This is a genomic window from uncultured Arcticibacterium sp., assembly GCF_964021845.1.
Classification (GTDB): domain Bacteria; phylum Bacteroidota; class Bacteroidia; order Cytophagales; family Spirosomataceae; genus Arcticibacterium.
In genome coordinates this window covers 129,920-152,172 of the sequence record NZ_CAXHZC010000003.1, presented here as the reverse complement: position 1 = coordinate 152,172, position 22,253 = coordinate 129,920, and the positions used below count along the sequence as shown (strand labels likewise).

At 37.9% G+C, this 22,253-nt stretch carries 17 protein-coding genes; 15 read left to right on the top strand and 2 right to left on the bottom strand.

Features of this window, described 5'->3' with window-relative positions; all coding sequences use genetic code 11:
* The first annotated feature begins 5 nt into the window (after window positions 1-5).
* The 4 genes from AADJ06_RS10170 to AADJ06_RS10155 are packed head-to-tail and all read left to right on the top strand — an operon-like array spanning window position 6 to window position 4,129.
* On the top strand, window positions 6-638 hold the full coding sequence (locus AADJ06_RS10170; protein WP_341226333.1) for a hypothetical protein: 633 nt from the start codon (window positions 6-8) through the stop codon (window positions 636-638).
* A 6-nt stretch (window positions 639-644) separates the two neighbouring features.
* The gene (locus tag AADJ06_RS10165; RefSeq protein ID WP_341226332.1) at window positions 645-1,631 is read left to right on the top strand and encodes a glycosyltransferase; all 987 of its coding nucleotides are present in this window, start codon (window positions 645-647) and stop codon (window positions 1,629-1,631) included.
* A gap of 36 nt (window positions 1,632-1,667) precedes the next feature.
* Entirely contained in the window at window positions 1,668-2,780 is a 1,113-nt protein-coding gene (locus AADJ06_RS10160; RefSeq protein ID WP_341226331.1) for an aromatic ring-hydroxylating dioxygenase subunit alpha, read from the top strand.
* A 2-nt stretch (window positions 2,781-2,782) separates the two neighbouring features.
* The gene (locus AADJ06_RS10155) at window positions 2,783-4,129 is read left to right on the top strand and encodes an NAD(P)/FAD-dependent oxidoreductase (protein ID WP_341226330.1); all 1,347 of its coding nucleotides are present in this window, start codon (window positions 2,783-2,785) and stop codon (window positions 4,127-4,129) included.
* Between the two features lie 69 nt (window positions 4,130-4,198).
* Here AADJ06_RS10155 and lgt read toward each other — a convergent pair whose 3' ends face one another.
* Window positions 4,199-5,029: a prolipoprotein diacylglyceryl transferase gene (gene lgt / locus AADJ06_RS10150; RefSeq protein ID WP_341226329.1), complete on the bottom strand. Its 831-nt coding sequence runs from the start codon at window positions 5,027-5,029 to the stop codon at window positions 4,199-4,201.
* Window positions 5,030-5,252: 223 nt separating this feature from the next.
* Between lgt and argC the strand changes: the two genes are divergently transcribed.
* The 7 genes from argC to AADJ06_RS10115 all read left to right on the top strand — a co-directional run bounded on the left by argC (window position 5,253) and on the right by AADJ06_RS10115 (window position 14,544).
* A complete protein-coding gene (gene argC / locus AADJ06_RS10145) occupies window positions 5,253-6,221 on the top strand; it encodes an N-acetyl-gamma-glutamyl-phosphate reductase (RefSeq protein WP_341226328.1) in 969 nt (322 codons plus the stop codon).
* Window positions 6,222-6,246: 25 nt separating this feature from the next.
* Window positions 6,247-7,374 carry an aspartate aminotransferase family protein gene (locus AADJ06_RS10140; protein ID WP_341226327.1) on the top strand — a complete coding sequence of 376 codons (1,128 nt, stop codon included), beginning with the start codon at window positions 6,247-6,249 and terminating at the stop codon, window positions 7,372-7,374.
* Between the two features lie 173 nt (window positions 7,375-7,547).
* Window positions 7,548-9,215, top strand: a complete 1,668-nt coding sequence (locus tag AADJ06_RS10135; protein WP_341226326.1) for a carboxylesterase family protein — start codon at window positions 7,548-7,550, stop codon at window positions 9,213-9,215.
* Between the two features lie 125 nt (window positions 9,216-9,340).
* Window positions 9,341-10,849, top strand: a complete 1,509-nt coding sequence (locus tag AADJ06_RS10130; RefSeq protein WP_341226325.1) for an MmgE/PrpD family protein — start codon at window positions 9,341-9,343, stop codon at window positions 10,847-10,849.
* Window positions 10,846-11,742 (top strand): methylisocitrate lyase, encoded by an 897-nt coding sequence (gene prpB, locus AADJ06_RS10125; RefSeq protein ID WP_341226324.1) that lies wholly within the window; start codon window positions 10,846-10,848, stop codon window positions 11,740-11,742. Before AADJ06_RS10130 ends, prpB begins: the two co-directional genes overlap by 4 nt.
* Window positions 11,743-11,828: 86 nt before the next feature.
* Window positions 11,829-12,944, top strand: a complete 1,116-nt coding sequence (locus AADJ06_RS10120; RefSeq protein WP_341226323.1) for a bifunctional 2-methylcitrate synthase/citrate synthase — start codon at window positions 11,829-11,831, stop codon at window positions 12,942-12,944.
* A 130-nt stretch (window positions 12,945-13,074) separates the two neighbouring features.
* Entirely contained in the window at window positions 13,075-14,544 is a 1,470-nt protein-coding gene (locus AADJ06_RS10115) for an alpha-L-fucosidase (RefSeq protein ID WP_341226322.1), read from the top strand.
* On the opposite strand, the gene AADJ06_RS10110 is transcribed toward AADJ06_RS10115, so the two are convergent.
* On the bottom strand, window positions 14,541-16,160 hold the full coding sequence (locus AADJ06_RS10110) for a hypothetical protein (RefSeq protein WP_341226321.1): 1,620 nt from the start codon (window positions 16,158-16,160) through the stop codon (window positions 14,541-14,543). The two genes, AADJ06_RS10115 and AADJ06_RS10110, sit on opposite strands and share 4 nt — an antisense overlap.
* 520 nt (window positions 16,161-16,680) lie before the next feature.
* On the opposite strand from AADJ06_RS10110, the gene AADJ06_RS10105 reads away from it, so the two are divergent.
* Genes AADJ06_RS10105 through AADJ06_RS10090 form a run of 4 tightly spaced genes read left to right on the top strand, consistent with a single transcriptional unit; the run spans window position 16,681 to window position 22,244 of the window.
* Window positions 16,681-17,895 carry a family 43 glycosylhydrolase gene (locus tag AADJ06_RS10105; RefSeq protein WP_341226320.1) on the top strand — a complete coding sequence of 405 codons (1,215 nt, stop codon included), beginning with the start codon at window positions 16,681-16,683 and terminating at the stop codon, window positions 17,893-17,895.
* An 18-nt stretch (window positions 17,896-17,913) separates the two neighbouring features.
* Entirely contained in the window at window positions 17,914-18,930 is a 1,017-nt protein-coding gene (locus AADJ06_RS10100; RefSeq protein WP_341226319.1) for an alcohol dehydrogenase catalytic domain-containing protein, read from the top strand.
* Window positions 18,931-18,950: 20 nt separating this feature from the next.
* Window positions 18,951-19,715, top strand: coding sequence for an SDR family NAD(P)-dependent oxidoreductase (locus tag AADJ06_RS10095; RefSeq protein ID WP_341226764.1), 765 nt, complete (start codon window positions 18,951-18,953; stop codon window positions 19,713-19,715).
* A gap of 15 nt (window positions 19,716-19,730) precedes the next feature.
* Complete coding sequence (locus tag AADJ06_RS10090) at window positions 19,731-22,244, top strand: sugar-binding domain-containing protein (RefSeq protein ID WP_341226318.1); 2,514 nt, start codon at window positions 19,731-19,733, stop codon at window positions 22,242-22,244.
* Window positions 22,245-22,253: the final 9 nt, after the last annotated feature.

Here is a 22,253-nt window from a genome sequence, read left to right as displayed (position 1 = left end):
TTAATATGAAAAACCTTATCATAATTGGGGCAAGAGGCTTTGGAAGAGAAGTTTTTGACCTAGCTAAAAACACCCAAGCCTACAAAGATTCAGAATTCGTTATCAAGGGCTTTCTTGATGACAAGTCCGATGCTTTAGACCCTTATGACGGTTATCCTCCAATTTTAGGTGGAGTAGAAAGCTATGAGGTTCAAGAAAATGACGTTTTTGCTTGTGCTCTAGGGACTGTCCAACCCAAAAAGCAGTATGCTCAACTTATTTTAGACAAGGGTGGCGAGTTTATTAACCTAGTTGATTTACAAGCCAATGTTAGGTCTGATATCAGTCATCTGAAGGGTGTTCTAATATTTTCCTTTGTCTTTGTTTCTGTAGATGTCACGCTTTCAGACTTTGTCTCGCTTCAACACTTTTCATGTTTGGGTCATGATGCCAAGGTTGGTAAATGGTCTCACATGAGTTCCTATAGCACTATTACTGGTTTTACTGTTTTAGAAGATGAGGTTATGTTACAAACGGCTGCCAAGGTAGTTCCAAAGAAAAAGGTTGGGAAAGGAGCTATGGTAGGAGCGGGCTCCCTTGTAGTAAAAAATGTTAAACCGGGAGAATCCGTTTTTGGTAGCCCAGCCAGAAAAATGTAAGAAAATATGGTTGCGAATCCTATGGTAAGTGTTGTCATGATAACTTACAATCATGAGCTTTTCATTGAAGAGTCTTTACTTTCTATTTTGAACCAAGAAACAAGTTTTGAATACGAAATTATAGTCGGGAATGACCGCTCCACGGATAAAACCGACGATGTTATTCAGAATATTCTTAAGAATCACCCAAAAGCTTATAGAGTTAGGTATTATAATAATAACCCTAATCTTGGTGTTACGCCTAATTCCAAGAAAGCCTTGGATATGGTGGAGGGCAAATATATGGCCTTGTGCGAAGGCGATGACTTTTGGATTGATGAACAAAAACTTCAAAAGCAAGTAGATTTCCTTGAGCTGAATGAAGACTTTGCTATTTGTTTTCATAACACAAGAGTTGATTTCTTTGACCAAAAAGCCCCGTCATACTATGTCAATGAAAACATTGAAAAAGATGTTTTTACATTGGATGACATGATAGGTGAAGATGAAATCTGGTTTACTGCTACAGCAAGTTTGATGATTCGCTCCTCGGCTTATGGTAAAACACCAGACTGGTTTTTGACCTCTAAAAGTGGTGATATCCCTATTATTATTCTTGCAGCTAGAAATGGGAAAATAAAATATCTGCCTGATGTTATGGCGGTTTATAGAAAGAACTTGGCTAGTTTTAGTCACACAGATAGCCATGAGGATAAATCTTTTCTATGGAATCGTGTTTTTATGTATGAAAAACTTAACGCAGAGACAGGTTTCAAGTACAATAAAAGGCTTAAAAGAAATATTGCTAGGTACTATTATATGTTGCTTAATTCGGTGCAATATAGGAACCGATACTTTCGCAATTTTCCCATAATATTTAAATACATACTTCTTACTTTCCCTAATGTGCCAAATCTTAAATTACTTATAAGAGATCATATGTTGCCTCCTTTTGTAATGGGTGGCTTTAGAAGCATAAAAAAGGCTTTTGGGCTTATACCTTCTGAGTCATGAATCTTTAGTATATCTTTGATAAAAAACAACATTTAGATGTCTCAGTTTCTTTCTGCCATCATTCCAAATGAAAAGTATTTTGAGAAAGATGCTTTTAACTTAGAAAACCAGAAGATTTTCCAAGATTGCTGGTATTATATTGGTCTTACGGATTCTTTGACTGAAAAGAATGACTTTATAACAACAGATATTGGAGGCAAGTCTGTGGTGGTTCAAAACATTAAAGGAGTTATTAAAGCTTTTCATAATGTTTGCACGCATAGGTTTAACAAAATAAAATCGGATCGTGCCGGAAATGGTTCTTTAACCTGTCCATATCATGGTTGGTCATATAATCAAGACGGAATCCCTTTTGGAATTCCATTAAAAAAGGAATTTCAAGGTTTAGACAAGGAGTCTTTGCAAACACTTTGTTTGCCTGAATTTAAGGTTGACATTTGTGGTAAATTCGTCTTTGTCAATGTTTCAAATTCTGATGTTTCTTTGGATGAATTTCTTGGTGAAAGTGCCCATAAGCTAAAGGAAATTAGCACAATGATTGGTAGGAAAATAGAATACCATGAAATTCCAAATAAGGCAAACTGGAAGATAGTAGTAGAAAACACACTAGAGGGATATCATATTACTAATGTGCACCCAACAACCTTTTTTAAACAAGGCTTCAATCTTAAGTCGGAGGTTGACTTTGATGTTCAGGGTTATCACACTAATATGGTTTTGCATTTGGCAGACAGCCATAAAGACGACAAAAAAAGAGCAAAATTTCATAAACTTTTAGCCAAAAGGCCATTTCAGCCAGACGGTTTCTTTCATCAGTTAGTATTTCCAAACCTTTCAATTGGTTCGCTATTCGGTATTACCGTTTATATAGGAAGTATTAAATCCGTGTCTCCCGACGAATCTGTTTTTGCTTACGAATTGTATGAAACTAACCTTGGAGAAGGAGAACTTTTATCGGAAGGGATATCTGAGGTTGTGAAATTTTCTTCGATAGAGTTTACAAGAACAACTTTAGCTGAGGATAAAGAAATTTGTGAAAACGTACAAAAAGGTATGGAGCAGTCAAACACTGTAAAAGGAGTTCTTAACTCTTCTGAGATAAGAATCTGGGAGTTTCAAAAAACATACATGAACCTAATTAACAATTAAAAGTGGCAGAGAAACTGACGATTATTGGAGGAGGAATGACTGGCCTTACAGCAGCTTATTTAGCAGCAAGAAAAGGTCAAAAGGTTCAAATAATAGAAGGGAGTGATAAGATAGGTGGTCTGCTAAATACCTTTGAAATAGGAGGGAATCAATTAGAGCATTATTATCATCATTTCTTTACCCAAGATGCTGAGCTTCACTGGTTACTGAAAGAACTTAATATCGAAGACCAAACGGGTTACTATAACACCTCTATGGGGGTTTTCAGAAATGGGAAACTGTATGGTTTCAACGGAATAATGGATTTGTTGAAATTTAAACCAGCAAACCTATTTGATAAATTCCGCTGGGGCTTAACGTCGCTCTATTTAGGAAAGGTAGCAGACCCAACCAAGAATGAAAGCGTCTCAACGCTGGATTGGTTTTATAAGTATGCAGGAAAAGGTATGACTAATGCCCTCTGGAAGCCTATGCTTGATATTAAGTTTGGCCCTTATGCAGATAAGGTACCTCTTACTTGGATGATTGGCCGATTGGCTCAAAGACTAAATTCTAGGAAAGGTGGTGACGAAAGGCTAGCTTATATTAAAGGAAGCTGGAAAACACTCCTCGATACCATGAAAGCTGAGCTAGAAAAGTTAGGTGTGGAGATTATCACAAATGAACCTGTTCAGGAAATAGTGGTTGAAAACAATCATATAAAAGGAATAAAAACCAAGTCGCTAGAATTTGAAGGAGGAAAGTACTTAGTGACTATCCCTTCTATTTTCTTTGATAAAGTTAAAGGACTACCAAAGGATTTTGGAGGGGAAAACATTGAATACTTTGGAGCTGTTTGTACCATTTTGGAGCTTAAAAAGTCCATAAGTGATATTTATTGGATGAACGTGGCGGATGATGGCTTCCCATTTGGTGGCGTTATTGAGCATACCAATATGATTCCTAAGGAAGAATACGGTGGCTCACACATCGTTTATCTTTCTAGGTACTTTGCCATGAGTGAAGACTTGGCCAAAATGAATGAGGAGGAGATTAAAAAAGTAATGGTTCCACCTTTAAAGAAAATTAATCCAGAGTTTTCGGAAGATTGGATTAAAAATGTATTTGTGTTCAAAACAAATACAGCAGCTACGGTCTGTGATTTAAACTTCTCCGAAAAAGTACCTGCATGCAAAACTGATATTGAAGATTTATATGTGGCTAATATGACACATATTTATCCAGATGAAAGAAGCACTAATAATTCTATCAGAGTAGCTGCAGAAGCGTGCAAGGTTATGGGAGTTGACACTTCTGATGTGCCTTATGGAGCATCTTTATCAGGTAAGATAGGGTTCAAAAGCAAATGAGAATAAAGTATTGAAAAAAGGGTTCTCGCACGAGAGCCCTTTTCTTAAAATGTATATACGTTAGTTTTTTTAAGAAACTCCGTTTAATCTCTTTTTAGCGTTTTGGTTTGCTGTGTATAGCAGAAATACCCCAAAAAGCACCATAGGAATACTTAATATTTGCCCCATGTTATAAGACATCCCTTCTTCAAAAGCTTCTTGGTTTTCTTTCAAGAACTCATAAAAGAACCTCAGTGTAAATATCCAAACAAAGAAAATTCCTGAAAGAAGACCGTCAGGTAAATTGGCTTTGTATCTATTCCAAAGGCCATACATAATCACAAAAAGAACTAAGCAAGATAGGGCTTCATAAAGCTGAGAAGGATGCCTAGGGACTTGAGCAAACTCAAAGTTTCTTAAAAAGTTAAAAGCCCAAGGCACATCGGTAGGTTTTCCTACTATTTCAGAGTTCATAAGGTTTCCGAATCGTATAAAGAAGCCAACCAAAGCTACAGTAACAGCAACCCTATCAACAATCCAAAGGAATGACTGGTCTGCTCTTTTTCTAGAATATAACCATAGGGCGAATACTATACCAAATCCGGCACCATGACTTGCCAGCCCTGCATAAGGAGGAATGAGCATGTCAGCCATAAACTTTAGAGGGTCTTCACCAAAGTGTTGCCATTCGTAAAAGACATAATGACCTATTCTAGCCCCAAGCACTGTCGCTAAAATCATGGTAAGTAGTAAAGCATCTAAGTCTTTCTCTGGCTTACCCTCTTCTTTAAAGATTTTGGTAATTACCTGATAACCTAAAAGAAAGCCTCCGGCAAACATAAGACCATACCATCGAAGCTCAAATTCTCCGATTTTAACAATAGTTGGGTTTATATCCCAGATGATTTCAGCTAGTATCATATTGAAGTTTTGATTGATGTAAAATTAGCCCTTTATTAACAAATTGAATAAAATTCTTGTGATTCTTGACTGCTTTATGGAATTTTGAATCGCAATGAGACAGAAAAGTCAATTACATATTACATCAGCTACAATTTTCGCCGCTAGTCGACGAATTTGCCGTGTCTAATATAAAAGATACGGTATACTTCATTTTCACTTTTTTTGAACTTAAAATTTTCTAATGCAAGCCATCAAAGTAGGTATCATTGGTGGGGCGGGTTATACAGGAGGAGAGCTTTTAAGAATCCTTATTAACCACCCTAACGTCGAAATCAAATTTATTAATTCTGTAAGTCAAGAAGGCAAACTGGCCTCTGATACGCATAAAGACCTTTTTGGAGAAACAGATTTACGCTTTTCGAATGAGAAGAATTTTAGTCTAGTCGATGTGATTTTTCTATGTTCAGGACATGGACAATCAGAAAAGTTTTTAAAAGAAAACGAAGTGCCAGTAAGCGTCAAAATAATTGACCTAAGTACAGATTTTCGTGATGAAAGCGAAGGCTTTACCTATGGTTTGCCTGAGCTTCAAAAAGAAAAAATAGAAGCAAGTCATAAAATCGCAAACCCAGGCTGTTTTGCAACGTCAATTCAGTTGGCTGTTTTGCCTTTAGCTAAAGCAGGTTTATTAACGGACGATATTCATGTAAGTGCTGTTACGGGGTCTACCGGTGCCGGTCAATCTCCAAGTGCTACAGGTCATTTCAGTTGGAGGAATAATAACATCTCCGTTTATAAGGCCTTTACGCATCAACATTTGAAAGAAATCACACAAAGTTTGAAGTCGCTTCAATCTAGTTTTGATACGGCCATTAACTTCATTCCGTATCGTGGAAACTTTACGCGTGGAATCATGGCAAATGTTTATACAAGCTTTAATGGTACACTTGAAGAAGCTACAGATCTGTTTACTTCTTTTTATAAAGATGCTCCTTTCGTGCACATTTCAGAAAGCACCATTGATTTAAAAATGGTGGTAAATACGAATAAGTGTATTCTTCAATTGCAAAAGCACGACGATAAGCTATTGGTCACAAGTATAATTGACAATTTGACCAAAGGGGCATCAGGTCAAGCAGTACAAAACATGAACTTAATTTTTGGATTAGAGGAGACCACTGGACTTCATCTAAAACCTGTCGGATTCTAATAAACTATTTTAAGCGATTTAAAAAATGAAAACATTCAATGTTTACCCAGTATATGATATCACTCCTGTAAAAGCGGCAGGTTCTAAACTTTGGGATGATAAGGGAGTAGAATATTTAGATTTGTATGGAGGGCATGCCGTGATTTCTATAGGGCATTCGCATCCTCATTATGTTAAAAGTATCCAAGAACAAGTAGCTAAACTTGGCTTTTACTCTAATTCTGTAAAAATGCCATTGCAAGGTGAATTAGCATCGAAACTTGCAGAATTATCTGGTTTGCATGATTATAGTCTCTTTTTAGCTAACTCAGGAGCAGAAGCAAATGAGAACGCTTTAAAGCTAGCATCTTTTCATAATGGTAGAAAAAATATTATCGCCTTTTCAAAAGGTTTTCACGGAAGGACGTCTGCTGCAGTTGCGGCTACAGATAACGCTAAGATTCAAGCTGCCATTAATTTTGCGGACCATGTAACTATTCTCCCTTTTAATGATGTAGAAGCGGTAAAAGCAGCTATTAATGGAGAAACCTGTGCCGTGATTATGGAAGGTATTCAGGGTGTTGGCGGTGTAAATATTGCCACTGAAGAATTTCAAAAAGCTATAAGAGAAGCGTGTGACAAGCATGGAGCTGTATATATTCATGACAGTGTGCAGTGTGGATATGGAAGGTCAGGATATTTTTTTAGTTTTCAAGATACCGATATCAAGCCAGATATTATTTCTATGGCAAAAGGTATGGGAAATGGATTTCCGGTAGGAGGAATTCTTATCTCACCAAAATTTGAAGCAAAGTATGGTTTGTTAGGTACCACATTTGGGGGCAACCATTTAGCCTGTGCCGCAGCCATTGCTGTATTGGATGTTATGAAATCTGAGAGTCTATTAGAAAATGCTAAAACTCTGGGAGCCTATGTGCTGGAAAGTTTAAAACCTTTGGTGGACTCAGGTAAAATAAAAGAGCTTAGAGGAAAAGGTCTAATGATAGGCATTGAATTAGATGGCCCAATCAAGGAAATAAGAGAAAAATTGATTTTTGAGAATCATATTTTTGTAGGAGCTTCAGGTGCGAATACCTTAAGATTGCTTCCAAGCTTAGCTGTGAAAAAAGAAGAATTGGATAATTTTATTATGGCTTTGAAGAGTTATCTCTAAGGAGTTAGGCTAGTTTTTTATCCATTTAAAATTAATTTTTATCGACTCGAGAGTGCTTAGGTCTTTTCTCTTAGCACTTTTGTCTTGTTTTACTTGAATTTCAAGCATTGGCATGAAAATCTAGGTGAAACCTTTTTGTAGATTTCGTTCGGTAAATAAATGTTCTACTCGAAATGAAATCTAACAGACGTAAGTTTTTTAAGCATGCAGCCACAGGTGCCGCTACTTTGGGAGTGGCAGCTTCGGGTCTTTCTTTAGCTTCTTGTAATAAGCCACATACGGTTGCTTGTGAAGCTTCAACAGGCGATGAACCTATTCTTCAAATGGGAGATGGAATCGCTGTGGTTAAAACTACAAATGGAGGTGTTCAAGGATTCAAGCTTCGTGGAATAAACACTTTCCTTGGAATTCCGTACGGGGCAAATACTTCCGGTAAAAACCGTTTTATGCCACCGCAAAAACCAGAACCATGGACAGATATAAAGCCGGTTTGGTGGTGGGGAAATTCAGCTCCGCAGCAGATGGAAGGTAGATACAGTAATCCAGGAGCAACTTTTGTTGACCATTGGAATTACGATGAACTTAGTGAAGATTGTCTAAAACTAAATATTTGGTCTCCGGAGGTAAATGATAAGGTAAAACGACCAGTGCTTGTTTGGTTGCACGGCGGCGGATTTAGGAATGGTAATGCTATAGAACAAGATGGTTACCACGGAGAAAACTTAAGTAGAAAAGGCGACATGGTTTTTTGTTCCTTAAACCACAGACTAGGGCCTATGGGTTTTACTAATTTAGCTGATGTAGGAGGCTCTAAATTTATTTCTTCTGGAAATGTTGGCATGTTGGATATTGTTTTTGCTCTTGAGTGGGTAAAAGAGAATATAGAAAACTTTGGTGGAGACCCTGATAACGTAACTATCATGGGTCAATCTGGAGGAGGAGCTAAAGTTTGCACCTTAATGGCTATGCCTGCCGCACAAGGACTTTTTCATAAGGCAGTTCCATTGAGTGGGTCGAGTGTTTATGCTCAGAAAAAATCAGATTCTGAAAAACTTGGAGCCTATGTTTTCAAAGAAGGAGGTAAAAGCATTGAAAACCTTCAGGAGATGCCTTGGCAAGATTTTTTGAACTTGAGCGAGCTTGCTGCTGAAAAATTTAGAGAAGAGGTAATACCTACAGAAGGCAGAAGAAGTGGTTTTGTTCCTGTTGAAAACGGTATTGATATTCCTTTAGGAGAGTTCTTTTCTGAGCCAGAAGGTCTTTCTTCTGATATTCCCATGATGATTTGTACTACATTTCATGAGTGGTCGCCGAGTAAAAGTAATCCTAGTTTAGAGAATATTGACTTTAATGGGGTTTTGATAGAATTGAAAGAAAAGTTTGGCGAAAAGTCGGCTGAGATTTTACAAGCTTTTAGAGATGATTTCCCCAAATCTACGCCTATAGAAATTTATGCAATGATATTGAGTTCAAGAACCTCAGTCATTAAAACCGCTAATGCAAAGGTGAATCAAAATGCTCCTGTATACTTAGCTTGGTTTGGTTGGCAGCCGCCTCACTTTAACGGTAGATTAAAGGCTTTTCATTGTTTAGATATTTGTTTTTGGTTTGATAATACAGACCTTATGTACACGCATACAGGTGGTGGTTCAAGGCCAAGGACTTTAAGTGAAAAGATGTCAGACTCTTTGATATATTTTATGAAAACCGGCAATCCGAATGGTTCGGGTTTGCCCATTTGGCCAAGATATTCCATTGAAAATGGTGAAACCATGGTTTTGAACGATGTTTGTCAGGTCAAAAATAATCCGGATAAGAAGTCTAGAGCTTCTTTGGCCTAAGAACTAAAAGGCCTCTTTTAGCTTCGCTCAAAATATTAATCGCAGGTTTTGCTTTGTTAATTTAGAAAATAGGACAATTCGGTCTTAAATTGCTAAACTTCAAAGAACAAACAGAAACGATTAATATGAAAAACCACGAGGTAAAAGTATATCCCTCTAAATATGGTCTTAGAAAAGAAGATCAACTCGCGTGGAAACTAGCAGCTTTAGTTACCGATAATGTACCCATAAGTAAAGAGGTAGAAGCCATGGTTATCAATAGAATCATTGATAATGCATCCGTGGCAATTGCTTCTTTAAACAGAAAACCTATCATAAATGCGAGAGCTCAAGCATTAGCTCACGTAAGAACAGGCAAAGGTGCTTCAGTTTTTGGTTTGCCAAGTGACATAAAAGTACATGCCGAATGGGCTGCATGGGCAAACTGCGTAGCAGTAAGAGAATTAGATTATCATGATACTTATTTGGCGGCAGACTATTCTCACCCAGGAGATAGTATACCTGCTGTGTTGGCGGTAGCACAGCAATTAGGATTTGGTGGCGAAGCTTTATTAAGAGGCGTAGTGGCGTCTTATGAAGTTCACGTAAACCTTGTAAAAGGAATTTGCTTACATGAGCACAAGATTGACCACGTAGCTCACCTTTGCCCTGCTCAGGCGGCGGGCGTTTGTGCTTTATTAGGTCTTGATACTGAAACTACTTATCAAGCCATTCAGCAAGCTTTGCACGTTAGTGTTAGTACCCGTCAGTCGCGTAAGGGAGAGATTTCTAGCTGGAAAGCTTATGTACCGGCTCATGGAGCTAAATTGGCCATTGAAGCAGTAGACAGAGCCATGCGAGGAGAAGGGAGCCCATCACCGATTTATGAAGGAGAAGATTCCGTTATTGCATGGATTCTAGATGGCCCAGAGGCTAATTATACCGTGCCTTTACCTGAGAAAGGGGAGGAGAAGAGAGCAATTTTAGAAACTTATACCAAAGAGCATTCGGCGGAGTATCAATCGCAAGCCCTAATTGATTTGGCTTTTAGAATGCGTGAAAGGATTAGTGATTTCTCTCAAGTAAGAAGTATCTTAATAGAGACTTCGCATCATACCCATTATGTGATAGGTACCGGGGCAAACGACCCTCAAAAAATGGACCCGAATAGTTCTAGGGAAACCTTAGACCATAGCATCATGTATATTTTTACGGTGGCTTTAGAAGATGGTTTTTGGCATCATGAAAAATCTTACGCTAGAGAAAGAGCCAACCGAACAGAAACGGTGAAGCTTTGGCACAAGGTAGAAACCATTGAAAAAGAAAGATGGACAAAGCTTTATCACGACAAAGACCCAGATAAAAAGGCTTTTGGTGGTAGAGTAATTATAACTATGAATAACGGTGAAGTTATTTCTGATGAATTAGAAAGAGCCAATGCTCACCCTGCAGGTGCCATTCCGTTTGTGAGAGAAAACTATATCAAAAAGTTTGATATGCTGACGGAGTCGATTATTGACAAAGCGGAACGTGATAGATTTATTGGTTTGGTAGAAAATCTATCAAATTTAAGTGCGGAGGAAGTTTTAGAATTAAATGTTTTAGCTCCTAAAGGTTATGTTGTAGAATCAAAAATTAAAGGAATTTTCGGATGATAACGAATCAATTAAGTCCTTACGATAAGAGAGCAAATTTTGTAGAAGCTCTAAAATCCGGAAAGTTACTGCGTTTTCCTGGAGCTTATAACCCGCTGGTGGCCATGCTTATCGAGCAAAAGGGCTTTGAAGGCGTTTATGTTTCTGGTGCTGTGATGGCAAATTCAATGGGTTTGCCTGATATTGGTTTTACCACCATGACGGAAGTATGTCTGTTTGCTTCGCAAATAGCAAGAATAACGGCTTTGCCAACCTTAATGGATATTGATACCGGCTTTGGGGAAAGCATGAATGTAGCACGCTGTATTCAGGAAATTGAGCATGCTGGTTTATCAGCTTGCCACATGGAAGACCAGGTGAATCCTAAAAGATGTGGTCATTTAGATAATAAGACCATAGTTCCTGTTAAAGAAATGGTGCAAAAGATTCAAACGGCCGCTAAAGCAAAGTCTGACCCAAATTTTATGATAATGGCAAGAACAGACGCTAGAGCTTCGGAAGGTCTGGAGAAGACCATTGACCGAATGAAAGCCTATGTAGATGCAGGTGCAGACATGATATTTCCTGAAGCCATGTATTCTGAGGCTGATTTTGAAGCTGTTAGGAAAGCGGTTTCTGTACCAATTTTGGCAAATATGACCGAGTTTGGAAAGTCAAAGCTTTTGAACACTACCCAGCTGTCTAACCTAGGGGTTAATGTGGTGATTTATCCAGTTACTACCCAAAGGCTGGCCATGAAAGCCGTGGAAGATGGCTTAGATACCTTAAAAGAGAAAGGAACACAGGAAGAACTATTGGACAAAATGCAAACGAGAAAAAGACTATACGAGGTCTTGAAGTATGAAGACTACAATACTTTTGATAGTCAGATATATAATTTTAAGTTGGAGTAGGGCTCGACTTCACCTTAACCCTCTCTTCTGGAGAGGGCTAGGGTGAGGTTCCCCACTTTTAATCATCATCAATAAACCCTATAAAAATGAAAGAAGAACCTATAATATTTAAAGGTTTAGCAGGCGTAACTGTGGACTATACCAGTATTTCCAAGGTCATGCCTGAGACCAATTCTTTAACCTATCGTGGCTATGCGGTAGAAGAGCTCTGCGAGAAAAAATCATTTGAAGATGTTGCGTATTTGTTGGTGAATAATGATTTACCAAACGCTGAAGAAAGAGCCGCATTTATTGACAAAGAAAAATCTCAAAGAATCCTGTCAAAAGAGTTAATGGGTGTTCTTAAAAAGCTGCCAAAAGCATCACATCCCATGGATACCTTACGTACCGGTGTGAGTGTTTTAGGCTGTGAGGATACTAGAATTTGGGATAGCTCTAGAGAAACAAATATGGATAAGTATATTTCTTTATTAGCTAAAATTCCTGCAATAATTGCAGCCTCATATCGACATAAAAAAGGGCAGGATTTCATTCCTGCTGATGATTCTTTAAGTTTCTCTGAGAATTTCTTTCACATGTGTTTTGGTCAAGTACCAGCACCTGAAGTTATAAAAGCTTTTGATGTTTCACTTATTTTATATGCAGAGCATAGTTTTAATGCATCTACATTTACTGCACGGGTAATTACTAGTACTACCTCAGATATTTATTCGGCAGTTGCGGGAGCTATTGGGGCATTAAAAGGGCCATTACACGGTGGAGCTAACGAACAAGTAATGCACATGCTGAAAGAAGTAGGTTCAAGAGAAAATGCGGAAGCCTGGATGTTAGACGCACTGTCAAACAAAAAGAAAATCATGGGCTTTGGTCATCGAGTTTATAGAAATGGAGATAGTCGTGTACCAACCATGAAAAAGTATACTTTAAAAACAGCAGAATTTACAAATAACCAGGCTTTGATAGAAACCGCTGCGAAACTGGAGGAGGTTATGGTAAGAGAAAAGAGTATTTACCCTAATCTTGATTTTCCAGCTGGTCCTGCTTATTACATGATGGGTTTTGAGATAGAAATGTTTACCCCCATTTTCGTCATGAGTCGAATAACCGGTTGGGCTGCCCATATTATGGAGCAAAACGCCAACAATAAATTAATACGACCACTTAGTGCATATAATGGAGTGAGACAGCGGACAGTAGACTGACTTTACTAAAATCATATTTTTTTCGTAGAAACGCCCTTAAAAAAAGGGTGTTTCTTGTTTCTATTCATGTTTTATTAAGAAAGAATTAAGGGGTCGAAAGCATATTGCGAGCTAATCTTAAATTAGTAATATGTTCAGAATAGATACCCCAACGTTAATTTTTGTCAGGAGGTTATTTATATATAAAGTGGTTTTGATGTCTGTGCTGTTATCAGTGCAGACTCAAGCCCAAAATACCATTCATCCTGCTTCCGCAGAATACATTTATCCTCAAGATGAATTGGTAGCAAAGAATCTTGAAAACTGGAGAGACCAGAAATTTGGAATTATAATTCATTGGGGGCTTTATGCTGTTCCTGGGATTATTGAATCGTGGACCCTTTGCAATGAAGATTGGATTTACAGAGACAGCACAAGCAATTATAACGATTATAAAAAGTGGTATTGGGGATTAAACAAGTCTTTTAATCCAACAAAGTTTAATCCTGAATCTTGGGCTGCTGCTGCAAAATCTGCAGGAATGAAGTATGTGGTTTTTACAACCAAACATCATGATGGTTTCAATATGTTTGATACCCAATTTTCTGATTTTAAAATTAGTAAAGGCCCGTTTGAAACAAACCCAAGGGCTGATGTAGCTAAATATGTTTTTGAAGCTTTTAGAAAAGAGAACTTTCTTATTGGGGCATATTTTTCAAAACCAGATTGGCACTCGCAATATTTTTGGTGGAACAGGTATGCTACACCCAATAGAAATGTCAATTATGATATCAGAAAGAACCCTTGGAGGTGGAATCAATACGTCAATTTCACGCACAACCAGCTTAATGAATTAACGTCTAATTATGGTAATATAGATATCGTGTGGTTAGATGGGGGCTGGGTTAGACCCAAAAATACGGTGACCGCGGAGGTAATTAAATGGGGTGCACCTATTCCAGAGTTTGATATGCATGTTGATATGCCGAAAATTGCTAAAAAGATGCGTGAAAATCAGCCTGGTGTATTAATAGTGGATAGAACAGTACATGGCCCATTTGAAAACTACAGAACCCCTGAACAAGGAATTCCAAACGATAAATCTGAAGACCCTTGGGAAAGCTGCATTACGCTAGGCGGTGCATGGGGTTATGTTCCAAACGATAAATTTAAGTCGGCCGAAACGGTGGTTCATACGCTTATTGAGATTGTGGCGAAAGGTGGAAACCTTTTATTGGGAGTAGGGCCTACGGCAGAAGGGGAGTTTTTGCCAGAGCAAATTTCAAGGTTAGAAGAAATAGGTGAATGGACCAGTAAGTTTGGTGAAGCAATTTATGGTACTAGAACCATGGAAACTTTTAAAAGTGGTGAGGTTTATTTTACTAAATCTAAAGGTCAATATGCTTATGCTTTATTAAACTTATCTAAAGAAAACCCCTTGGCTAATGTTGTGACTTGGGAGGGCAACATTCCTAAGAAGGGTTCCAAGGTGTATCTTCTAGGTAACTCAAAGCCCTTGAGGTGGAAAACGGAAGGAAGTTTAACAAAAGTGTGGTTAACTAAAGCTCAGCTTAAAGATAACCTTAGCGAGCCTGCAGTGGCGTTTAAATTTAAGTATTAAAATTTCATTATAAAGTCTGTAAGGTTGTCGTCCCTTTCTAGACCTAGCTTTCGTCTAAGTCTGTATCTTGAGGTGTGTACGCTTTCTATAGATATTCCCAAAAGCTTTGACATGTCTTTACTGTTGAAATTTAGTTTTATAAGTGCACAGAGTTTGTCATCTCCGGCGGTAAGGTCTGGGAATTCGGTGTGTAGGTTTTTATAAAACTGACTATTTATAGCTACGAAACGAGTTTCAAACTCTTCCCAATTCTGATTGTGATTTACTTTTAAAGACTTAACAGCTCTTTTAAGTTTATTGGGTTCAATCTTCCAGTCTGTCTTTTCGAGGTTTGATTTAAACTCATCAATGATCTCCTCCTTTTCGATAACCTTTAATGCAGAGACTGCCATTTCCCTGTTTTTTAATTCAAGAAGTTCATTTGTCTTCTGAATCTTTAGTTCTTGGTTTTGTTTGACTATCCTTTTTTCTGTTTCATATTTGTTTCTGATATACTTAAAAAATAAGAACGCTAATGTTATTAATGAGCCTAGAGCAATAATTAGAATAGTACGTTGAAGGAATAATATCTCTTCTGCCGACTCTAATTCATTTAGCTTTTGTTTCTGAATTAAAGCCTCAGCTCTTTCTTGCTCTACCCTGAACTGGTCTTGAATTTCTAGTAGACTTCGGTTGTTTTCACTTCGGCTGTCAAAGAACAATTCGTCTAGTTCCTTTACTTTTTTAAGTTCTTCATATGCTAGAGGGAGATTCCCTTTCATAAAATAGACTTTGGAGAGATACTCATGAATGAGGTTAGCAAAATCTCTATGGCTATCATAAGTTTCTGAGACTTCTAATGCTTTACGATAATTCCTTTCAGCATGGTCTAGCTGACCGTTTTCTTGATAAGCCAAGCCTTGATGGGTCAAAACAAGTACATTGTAAGAAGGGTTCTGGCCTAGAAATTCTTCATGCACTTCATCAAATAACTTTATAGACTGATTTATTTTTCCAGTGTTTGCTAGAATCACAGCTTCTTCAAATCGAAGTTCTGGAATTAGGTTAGAAGTTGATTCATCTACGTAAAGGAAACAGCTATCCAAATACTGTTTTGCGGCTTTAAAATCTTTAAATTCCCTATTTAAAGCACACATGGAATTGTAGCTTTCTACAAGTATGGATGGCTTCTCTTGTTCTTTATTTATAAGTTCTTTTTTAATGTTTATGGATTTATTCATGAAGTCAAATGCGGCTTTCTTTCTTTTATAAAATCCGTAGTAACGACCAATGTCTGTGTATAGCGTAGCTACCATTTTTTTGTTTCCAGAGCTTGAGGCTAAGGAAAGGGCTTTCCATAAACAATCATATGAAAGTTTATACTTTGCGTGATGCCCATTAATATATGCTTTTCTTCTAAGCACTTTAACGGCATTCAGTGTGTCTTTTAAGTTGATGAAATCTTTATAGCATTGGTCAAGAATGACCAAACTTCTGTTATAGTCGGTAAACCGAATTTCATTAGCCTTTTTGAATTTTTCTAAAACAGACTCTGTGGTTTGAGCTTTAGATATAACTGAACAGAAAATCAGAAAGATGAATATTAGAATATAGGTTCCTTGTCTATTAGAATTCATATGATATTGTAAGAAGCTAGGGTTAAGCTTATCCAATTTAGCTACATTTTCAGATTTTAGGTCAGATTTAGGGGGCTTTAAGCATATTTGTTCAGTTTTGGTCAAGTTCTTTTCGCTTTTTGCTTTTTCGTTTGTAGGTGGGTTGATGAGTAATTTTCAAAGACAGAAATGTTTTGACTTATACTCATAAAACTAGATGTGAGCCTGCTTTATTTTGAGGGTTGAGCCTTTTTGATGGTCTTTACGGATCTTTAATACGCAAAGGTAGAATAGGATTTTTTCGTTCTAGGTTTGCGGTTTATACTGCATGTTTATTTCAAGATGCCGCTTGTTTTTCGATGCTAAAAGTTTAGACTTTTTATTGCGTGTTCAGTTTTTGATTAGTCTGTTTCTATTGATTACGAGCAATAATGTATTTCATTTGAAATGTGATAATCAATACAATAAGTAGTATTTTTTATAGACGCCGTTATTTTTTTCTCAAACATTTATTGTTACAAAAACTATTTCGATTTAAATAATGAATAATTTTTCCTTTCATCTATTCAAGAAAGTTTTAAGCCTCGTTCTTATAACTTTCTCAATCTCTTTACTGTCTTGTCAAGAGACCGAGCCCACAATTTCCGAAAACCAATTAGATAAGCTTGGCATTACTGATGCTGCTAACCTGAGTGCCGCCTCAAAACGAGCTTTAGCATGGCCACAAGACCTAGGGAACGAGTGGTTCCTAGATTTTCAAGGCTTACAACCTTTAAAGGGAGACTTAGCCTACGAAGAAGGAGTAGTGAGAAGAGACCCGAGTGCTGTTTTAAAAATAGAAGATACATACTATGTTTGGTATTCTCGTAGTACTGGCCCTACCCAGGGTTTTGGAGGGGATATTGAAAATGAGAAAGTGTTTCCTTGGGACAGATGTGATATTTGGTATGCCACTTCTAAAGATGGTTGGACGTGGAAAGAAGAAGGTGTTGCTGTTCAGCGTGGGGAAAAAGGTTCTTATGACGACAGAAGTGTATTTACCACTGAAATAATGGAACACGAAGGTGTTTATTATTTATGTTACCAGACTGTTAAATCACCTTATGTAGTTAGAGTAAAAAATCAAGTTGGTTTGGCTTGGTCAGATTCGCCTAACGGCCCATGGACAAAAAGTGCAGAACCTATTCTAAGTCCGGCGGATAACGGAGTTTGGAAAGGGGAAGAGCAAAACAGGTTTAGCGTGGAAAAGAAAGGTGATTTTGATAGCCACAAAGTTCACGACCCTTGTATTTTACCTTATAAGGGTAAGTTTTACTTATACTATAAAGGAGAGCAGATGGGTGAGGAAATTACCTGGGGTGGCAGACAGATTCGTCACGGTGTAGCTATAGCAGATAACCCTAAAGGTCCTTACGTAAAATCTTCGTTTAATCCGATTAGTAATAGTGGACATGAAATATGTGTATGGCCATATAATGGGGGTATCGCTTCATTAATAACCACCGATGGCCCAGAAAAAAATACAATACAATGGTCTCCAGATGGGATTAATTTTAACATCATGGCTTCTATCAAAGGAGCTCCTCATGCCATTGGCTTAAACAGGGAGTTGACTTCAGAAGAAGATCCTGTTCAAATAATGGATTGGGGTTTATCTCATATCTACAATTCTGGAAATTACCAGAGTATTATGCGTTTTCAATCTCGTAAGATCAGGGAGCATAAAGCAGTGGGCGAAAAAGGAAATTTGAAATAATTTATCAATAGAATTATCATGCTTATTACAAAATATGAAGGAAATAAAACCTTCACCGTCTCTGAAGAAGAGATTACGCCTCCAAATGCTGGAGAGGTACAAATTAAAGTAGCATACTGTGGAATCTGTGGTACAGATGTTCATATTTATCATGGTATGATGGATAAAAGAGTGGCAATGCCTCAAACTATTGGGCACGAAATGTCAGGAGAGATTTCTGCTTTAGGCGAAGGAGTACTTGGTTTTGAAGTTGGAGATAAAGTAGTGGTACGACCACTTGACAATAGAGCCGAAAAACCATCAGATAAAGGTATAAGCCATATCTGTAGAGACTTAAAGTTTATTGGTATTGATAGTCCAGGGGCAATGCAGCAGTATTGGAATATTTTTGATTTTACTGTTCACAAACTAAAGTCTGACACGGACTTGAAATTGGCGGCTTTAATTGAGCCCTTAGCCGTGGCTTGTCATGATGTTCGCCTTTCTGGGCTTAAAGCAGGAGAAACAGCGGTGGTTTTAGGTGGAGGTCCTATTGGAATGCTAGTGGCATTCGTCGCTAAAAGTCAAGGGGCTCAGGTGATTATTTCAGAAGTTAATCCAGTGAGAATAGCTATGGCTAAAAGTTGGGGTTTTGATGTGGTTAGCCCAGTTGAAACAGACCTTAAATCTTACGTAGAAAGCAAAACAGAAGAAAAGTTAGCCGATGTTGTTTTTGAAGTGGCTGGTGTTCAGCCTGCTCTTGATATAATGACAGAAATAGCCGGAATAAGGGGGAGGATTGTAATGGTAGCTATCCATGGTCAACCGAAAAACGTGAACCTTTTTAACTTTTTCTGGAAAGAATTAAAACTAATAGGGGCTAGAGTTTATGAGCCAGAAGATTACGAAAAAGCTATTGATCTAGTAACAATTAATGAACTGCCTTTTGAAGAGCTCATTACAGATGTACAGCCTTTAAGTAATATTCAAAAAGCTTTTGAACAAAATGATTTAAACCCAAACGGAATGAAAGTGCTTTTGGATTGCCAGGCATAATCAAAAAAATAGATATGAGCATAATTGATAAATTCAAATTAGACGGAAAGGTAGCATTAGTTACGGGCTGTAAAAGAGGTATCGGGAAAGCAATGGCAATAGCTCTTGCAGAAGCTGGTGCCGATATTATAGGGGTAAGTGCATCACTTGAAAAAACGGGTAGTGCAGTGGAAAACGCTGTAAAGGCTACAGGAAAGTCTTTCAAGGCATATACATGTGATTTCTCAGACAGGAATTCATTGTACGCTTTTATTAAAGAGGTTAAGTCTGACAACCCAGTCATTGATATTTTGATAAACAATGCGGGAACAATCTTGCGAACTCCTGCGGCAGAGCACCCTGATGAGATGTGGGATAAAGTGGTAGAAGTAAACCAAAATGCTCAGTTTATATTGACCAGAGAAATAGGAAAAGAAATGGTTAGTCGTGGTTCTGGTAAAATAGTTTTCACGGCGTCACTTTTAACTTTCCAAGGTGGAATTACAGTGCCAGGTTATGCGGCATCCAAAGGAGCTATTGGTCAATTAACCATGGCGTTTGCAAATGAGTGGGCCTCCAAAGGAGTCAATGTTAACGCAATTGCCCCTGGATATATCAGCACAGATAACACAGAAGCATTAAGAAAAGATGCTGACCGTTCTACTTCTATTTTGAGTAGAATTCCAGCTGGTAGGTGGGGGCAACCTGAAGACTTTGCAGGGCCAACAGTATTCCTTTGCTCAGAAGCAGCTTCCTATATGAGTGGATCCATTATGTTGGTTGATGGGGGCTGGATGGGTAGGTAATTAAACTAGCAAATCATGAGATTCAAGGTTCTTACTTTATTATTGTTCGTTTATAGTTTTTCTGTTTTGGCTCAGCCAGGTTTGGAAAAGTCTTTAAAAGACAATAGCCAGCACACCAGAGATCTAGGTGGTTACAAATGGAAGATGAAAATGATGCTGCCTGGAGAAGGCGTAAAGGCGGGTTTGCATCAGCTTCCTCCTACTGATTTGGAAACTAATTTTTGGAATTCTGCTAAGGTTCCAGGAGATGTATATACAGACTTATGGAAAGTAGGAGCATTGGAAGACCCATACTTTGGACGGAATAGCGTAAAAGCCCAGTGGGTTCAGCAGTATGAGTGGTGGTATGCCTATCAATTTAATATGACGGATGCCATTGAAGATAGGCTAGTACGTTTAGACTTTGAGGGTGTTGACTTTGCTTGTGACGTTTGGTTAAATGGTGTTTTTTTAGGGCATCATGAAGGAGCGTTTTCTCCTTTCTCTTTTGATATAAACGAAGCGGTTCGTGTTGCTAAAGATAGATTAGGTAGTTCTAATTTATTGATGATACGCCTTGCTCCTCCGCCAGCGGTTAATTCTTTAGTGGCAGGAAGGAAAACGCCTTGGTTTGGGGATTATTGGCGTGATTTAACACCTTTTGGGATTACAGGAAATGTTAGCTTGGTTTATACAGGGAAGAGTAGACTGAAAGATGTTTACCTAAAACCACTTGTAGAAAATGAGAATAAAGCATCTGTTTCTTTAGAAATGGAAGTTGAAAATACAGGAGATGAGGATAAAAAAATCACGATTAGCTCTTCTATTGAAGGTAAGAATTTTGAAGGTGATGTCATTAATACTGTTTTTGAGTTTGTACTAAAACCAGGCTTAAATAAAATCACACGAACAATTCCTGTTTCAAATCCGCAGCTTTGGTGGACTTGGGACATGGGTAAACCAAACCTTTACCTATCTAAGGTAAGCTTAAAAGAAGGTGAAAAAACACTTGATTTTAACGAAACTACCTTTGGTCTAAGAAAGGTAGAAATGGAGTGGAACCCCGGTTTTACTAAAGATGAAGTAAGTTTTCCAAGGACCACGGTTTTAAATGGGAAACCAATTTTTATTCGTTCGGCTTGCTGGGGAGGTCCACCAGATATATTCGTCGGCAGAACTACGGAGGATAAATATAGGAAGTTGATTGCTTTGGCGAAGGAAGCCAATATGAACAACATCAGAATTTTTGGATGGCATCCTCCAGAGATTCCACTTTTTTATGAATTGTGCAACGAGGCTGGTATTTCTGTTTGGCAGGATATTGTCCCCCTAGGAACGGGAAACTTTCCGCAAGAAGATGCTTTTGTGGATAGGATAATTGACGAGGCTGTTGACGTAGTTAAAGCAAGAAGAAATAACCCGTCATTAATAATGATGGAAGGCGGTGAAGAGATGATGTTGAGAGCTACTGACCCAAAAGCTACTAGAAGAATGCTTGAAAGGTTAGGAGCGAAGCTTCAAGAAAACGTTGACCTTCCCTTTGTTCCTGATTCTCCTCTTACAGACGAGCCATCATTGGAGGCAGGTTTCAAGCCAAAAGAAGCAGTTCATGCTTTGGCATATTTTTATGGAATGGGGAGATGGCTCATGGAAGATTGGATTAAGTCTATGGATTATCCTATTGTTCCTGAGTTGGCAGTTACTTCAGTTCCAAATGTAGAAAGCCTGAAGAAGTTTATACCAGAAAATGAAATGTGGCCTCCAGGTCTAAGTTGGGGTCATCATTGGGCTGATTTGGACCATTTAAGAATGCAGAATTTTGACACCTTTGGCGATACCAGAACAGGTTCTTTAGAAGAGTTTGTAGATGCTACACAAGATGCTCAGGGTACAGTTTTCCAATTAACGATTGAACATTTTAGAAGAAATAAACCCAAGACTAGCGGTATTGCTATATGTCACTTTATGACGTATTGGCCTGATATGAAATGGGGAATAGTTGATAATTATCAAACACCCAAAAGGTCATTCGATTATGTAAAAAGGGCCTATCAACCATTATTAGTGAATTTGAATTTTACCAAAAGAAGATGGAAAAACGAAGAGACCTTTAAGGGGGAGCTATGGATAGTAAACGATTTGTATAAGGAGTTTAAGAATCTCACTGCCACGTACGAAATATTGAATCAAGAAGGGCAGGTTCTAGCAAGCAAGTCACAAAAAGTTCCTTTGGTTGAAAAGAACAGTTCTAAACGCTTTTTCGCTATTGAAGAATCTGTTTTAGGGAATGTGCAGGATTCTTTTAATGTAAAACTGAGCTTAAAAGATGGTACTGGAAAAGTGGTTTCGGCTAATGATTACTTGTTTTTGATTGGTGACCAAAAGTTAGCGGATGCCGAGATGAAAAGGATGGGTGAAGAGCGGAATCAGAATAATCAAAAATATACATATGGGAATTACTTTATGTTTTTTCCAGAATATAATGGGCAGGGGAATCAAGTAGAAAGCAAAACAGATAAAATATCGACGGTGGGTTTCCCAAAAAAATAGATAAAGAAT

What these genes read in the sequence shown, in the direction of transcription:
- AADJ06_RS10170 (WP_341226333.1), top strand. Translation starts at nt 6, where the DNA reads ATGAAAAACCTTATCATAATTGGGGCAAGAGGCTTTGGAAGAGAAGTT.
- AADJ06_RS10165 (WP_341226332.1), top strand. Translation starts at nt 645, where the DNA reads ATGGTTGCGAATCCTATGGTAAGTGTTGTCATGATAACTTACAATCAT.
- AADJ06_RS10160 (WP_341226331.1), top strand. Translation starts at nt 1,668, where the DNA reads ATGTCTCAGTTTCTTTCTGCCATCATTCCAAATGAAAAGTATTTTGAG.
- lgt (WP_341226329.1), bottom strand. Translation starts at nt 5,029, where the DNA reads ATGATACTAGCTGAAATCATCTGGGATATAAACCCAACTATTGTTAAA.
- argC (WP_341226328.1), top strand. Translation starts at nt 5,253, where the DNA reads ATGCAAGCCATCAAAGTAGGTATCATTGGTGGGGCGGGTTATACAGGA.
- AADJ06_RS10140 (WP_341226327.1), top strand. Translation starts at nt 6,247, where the DNA reads ATGAAAACATTCAATGTTTACCCAGTATATGATATCACTCCTGTAAAA.
- AADJ06_RS10135 (WP_341226326.1), top strand. Translation starts at nt 7,548, where the DNA reads ATGAAATCTAACAGACGTAAGTTTTTTAAGCATGCAGCCACAGGTGCC.
- AADJ06_RS10130 (WP_341226325.1), top strand. Translation starts at nt 9,341, where the DNA reads ATGAAAAACCACGAGGTAAAAGTATATCCCTCTAAATATGGTCTTAGA.
- prpB (WP_341226324.1), top strand. Translation starts at nt 10,846, where the DNA reads ATGATAACGAATCAATTAAGTCCTTACGATAAGAGAGCAAATTTTGTA.
- AADJ06_RS10120 (WP_341226323.1), top strand. Translation starts at nt 11,829, where the DNA reads ATGAAAGAAGAACCTATAATATTTAAAGGTTTAGCAGGCGTAACTGTG.
- AADJ06_RS10115 (WP_341226322.1), top strand. Translation starts at nt 13,075, where the DNA reads ATGTTCAGAATAGATACCCCAACGTTAATTTTTGTCAGGAGGTTATTT.
- AADJ06_RS10110 (WP_341226321.1), bottom strand. Translation starts at nt 16,160, where the DNA reads ATGAATTCTAATAGACAAGGAACCTATATTCTAATATTCATCTTTCTG.
- AADJ06_RS10105 (WP_341226320.1), top strand. Translation starts at nt 16,681, where the DNA reads ATGAATAATTTTTCCTTTCATCTATTCAAGAAAGTTTTAAGCCTCGTT.
- AADJ06_RS10100 (WP_341226319.1), top strand. Translation starts at nt 17,914, where the DNA reads ATGCTTATTACAAAATATGAAGGAAATAAAACCTTCACCGTCTCTGAA.
- AADJ06_RS10090 (WP_341226318.1), top strand. Translation starts at nt 19,731, where the DNA reads ATGAGATTCAAGGTTCTTACTTTATTATTGTTCGTTTATAGTTTTTCT.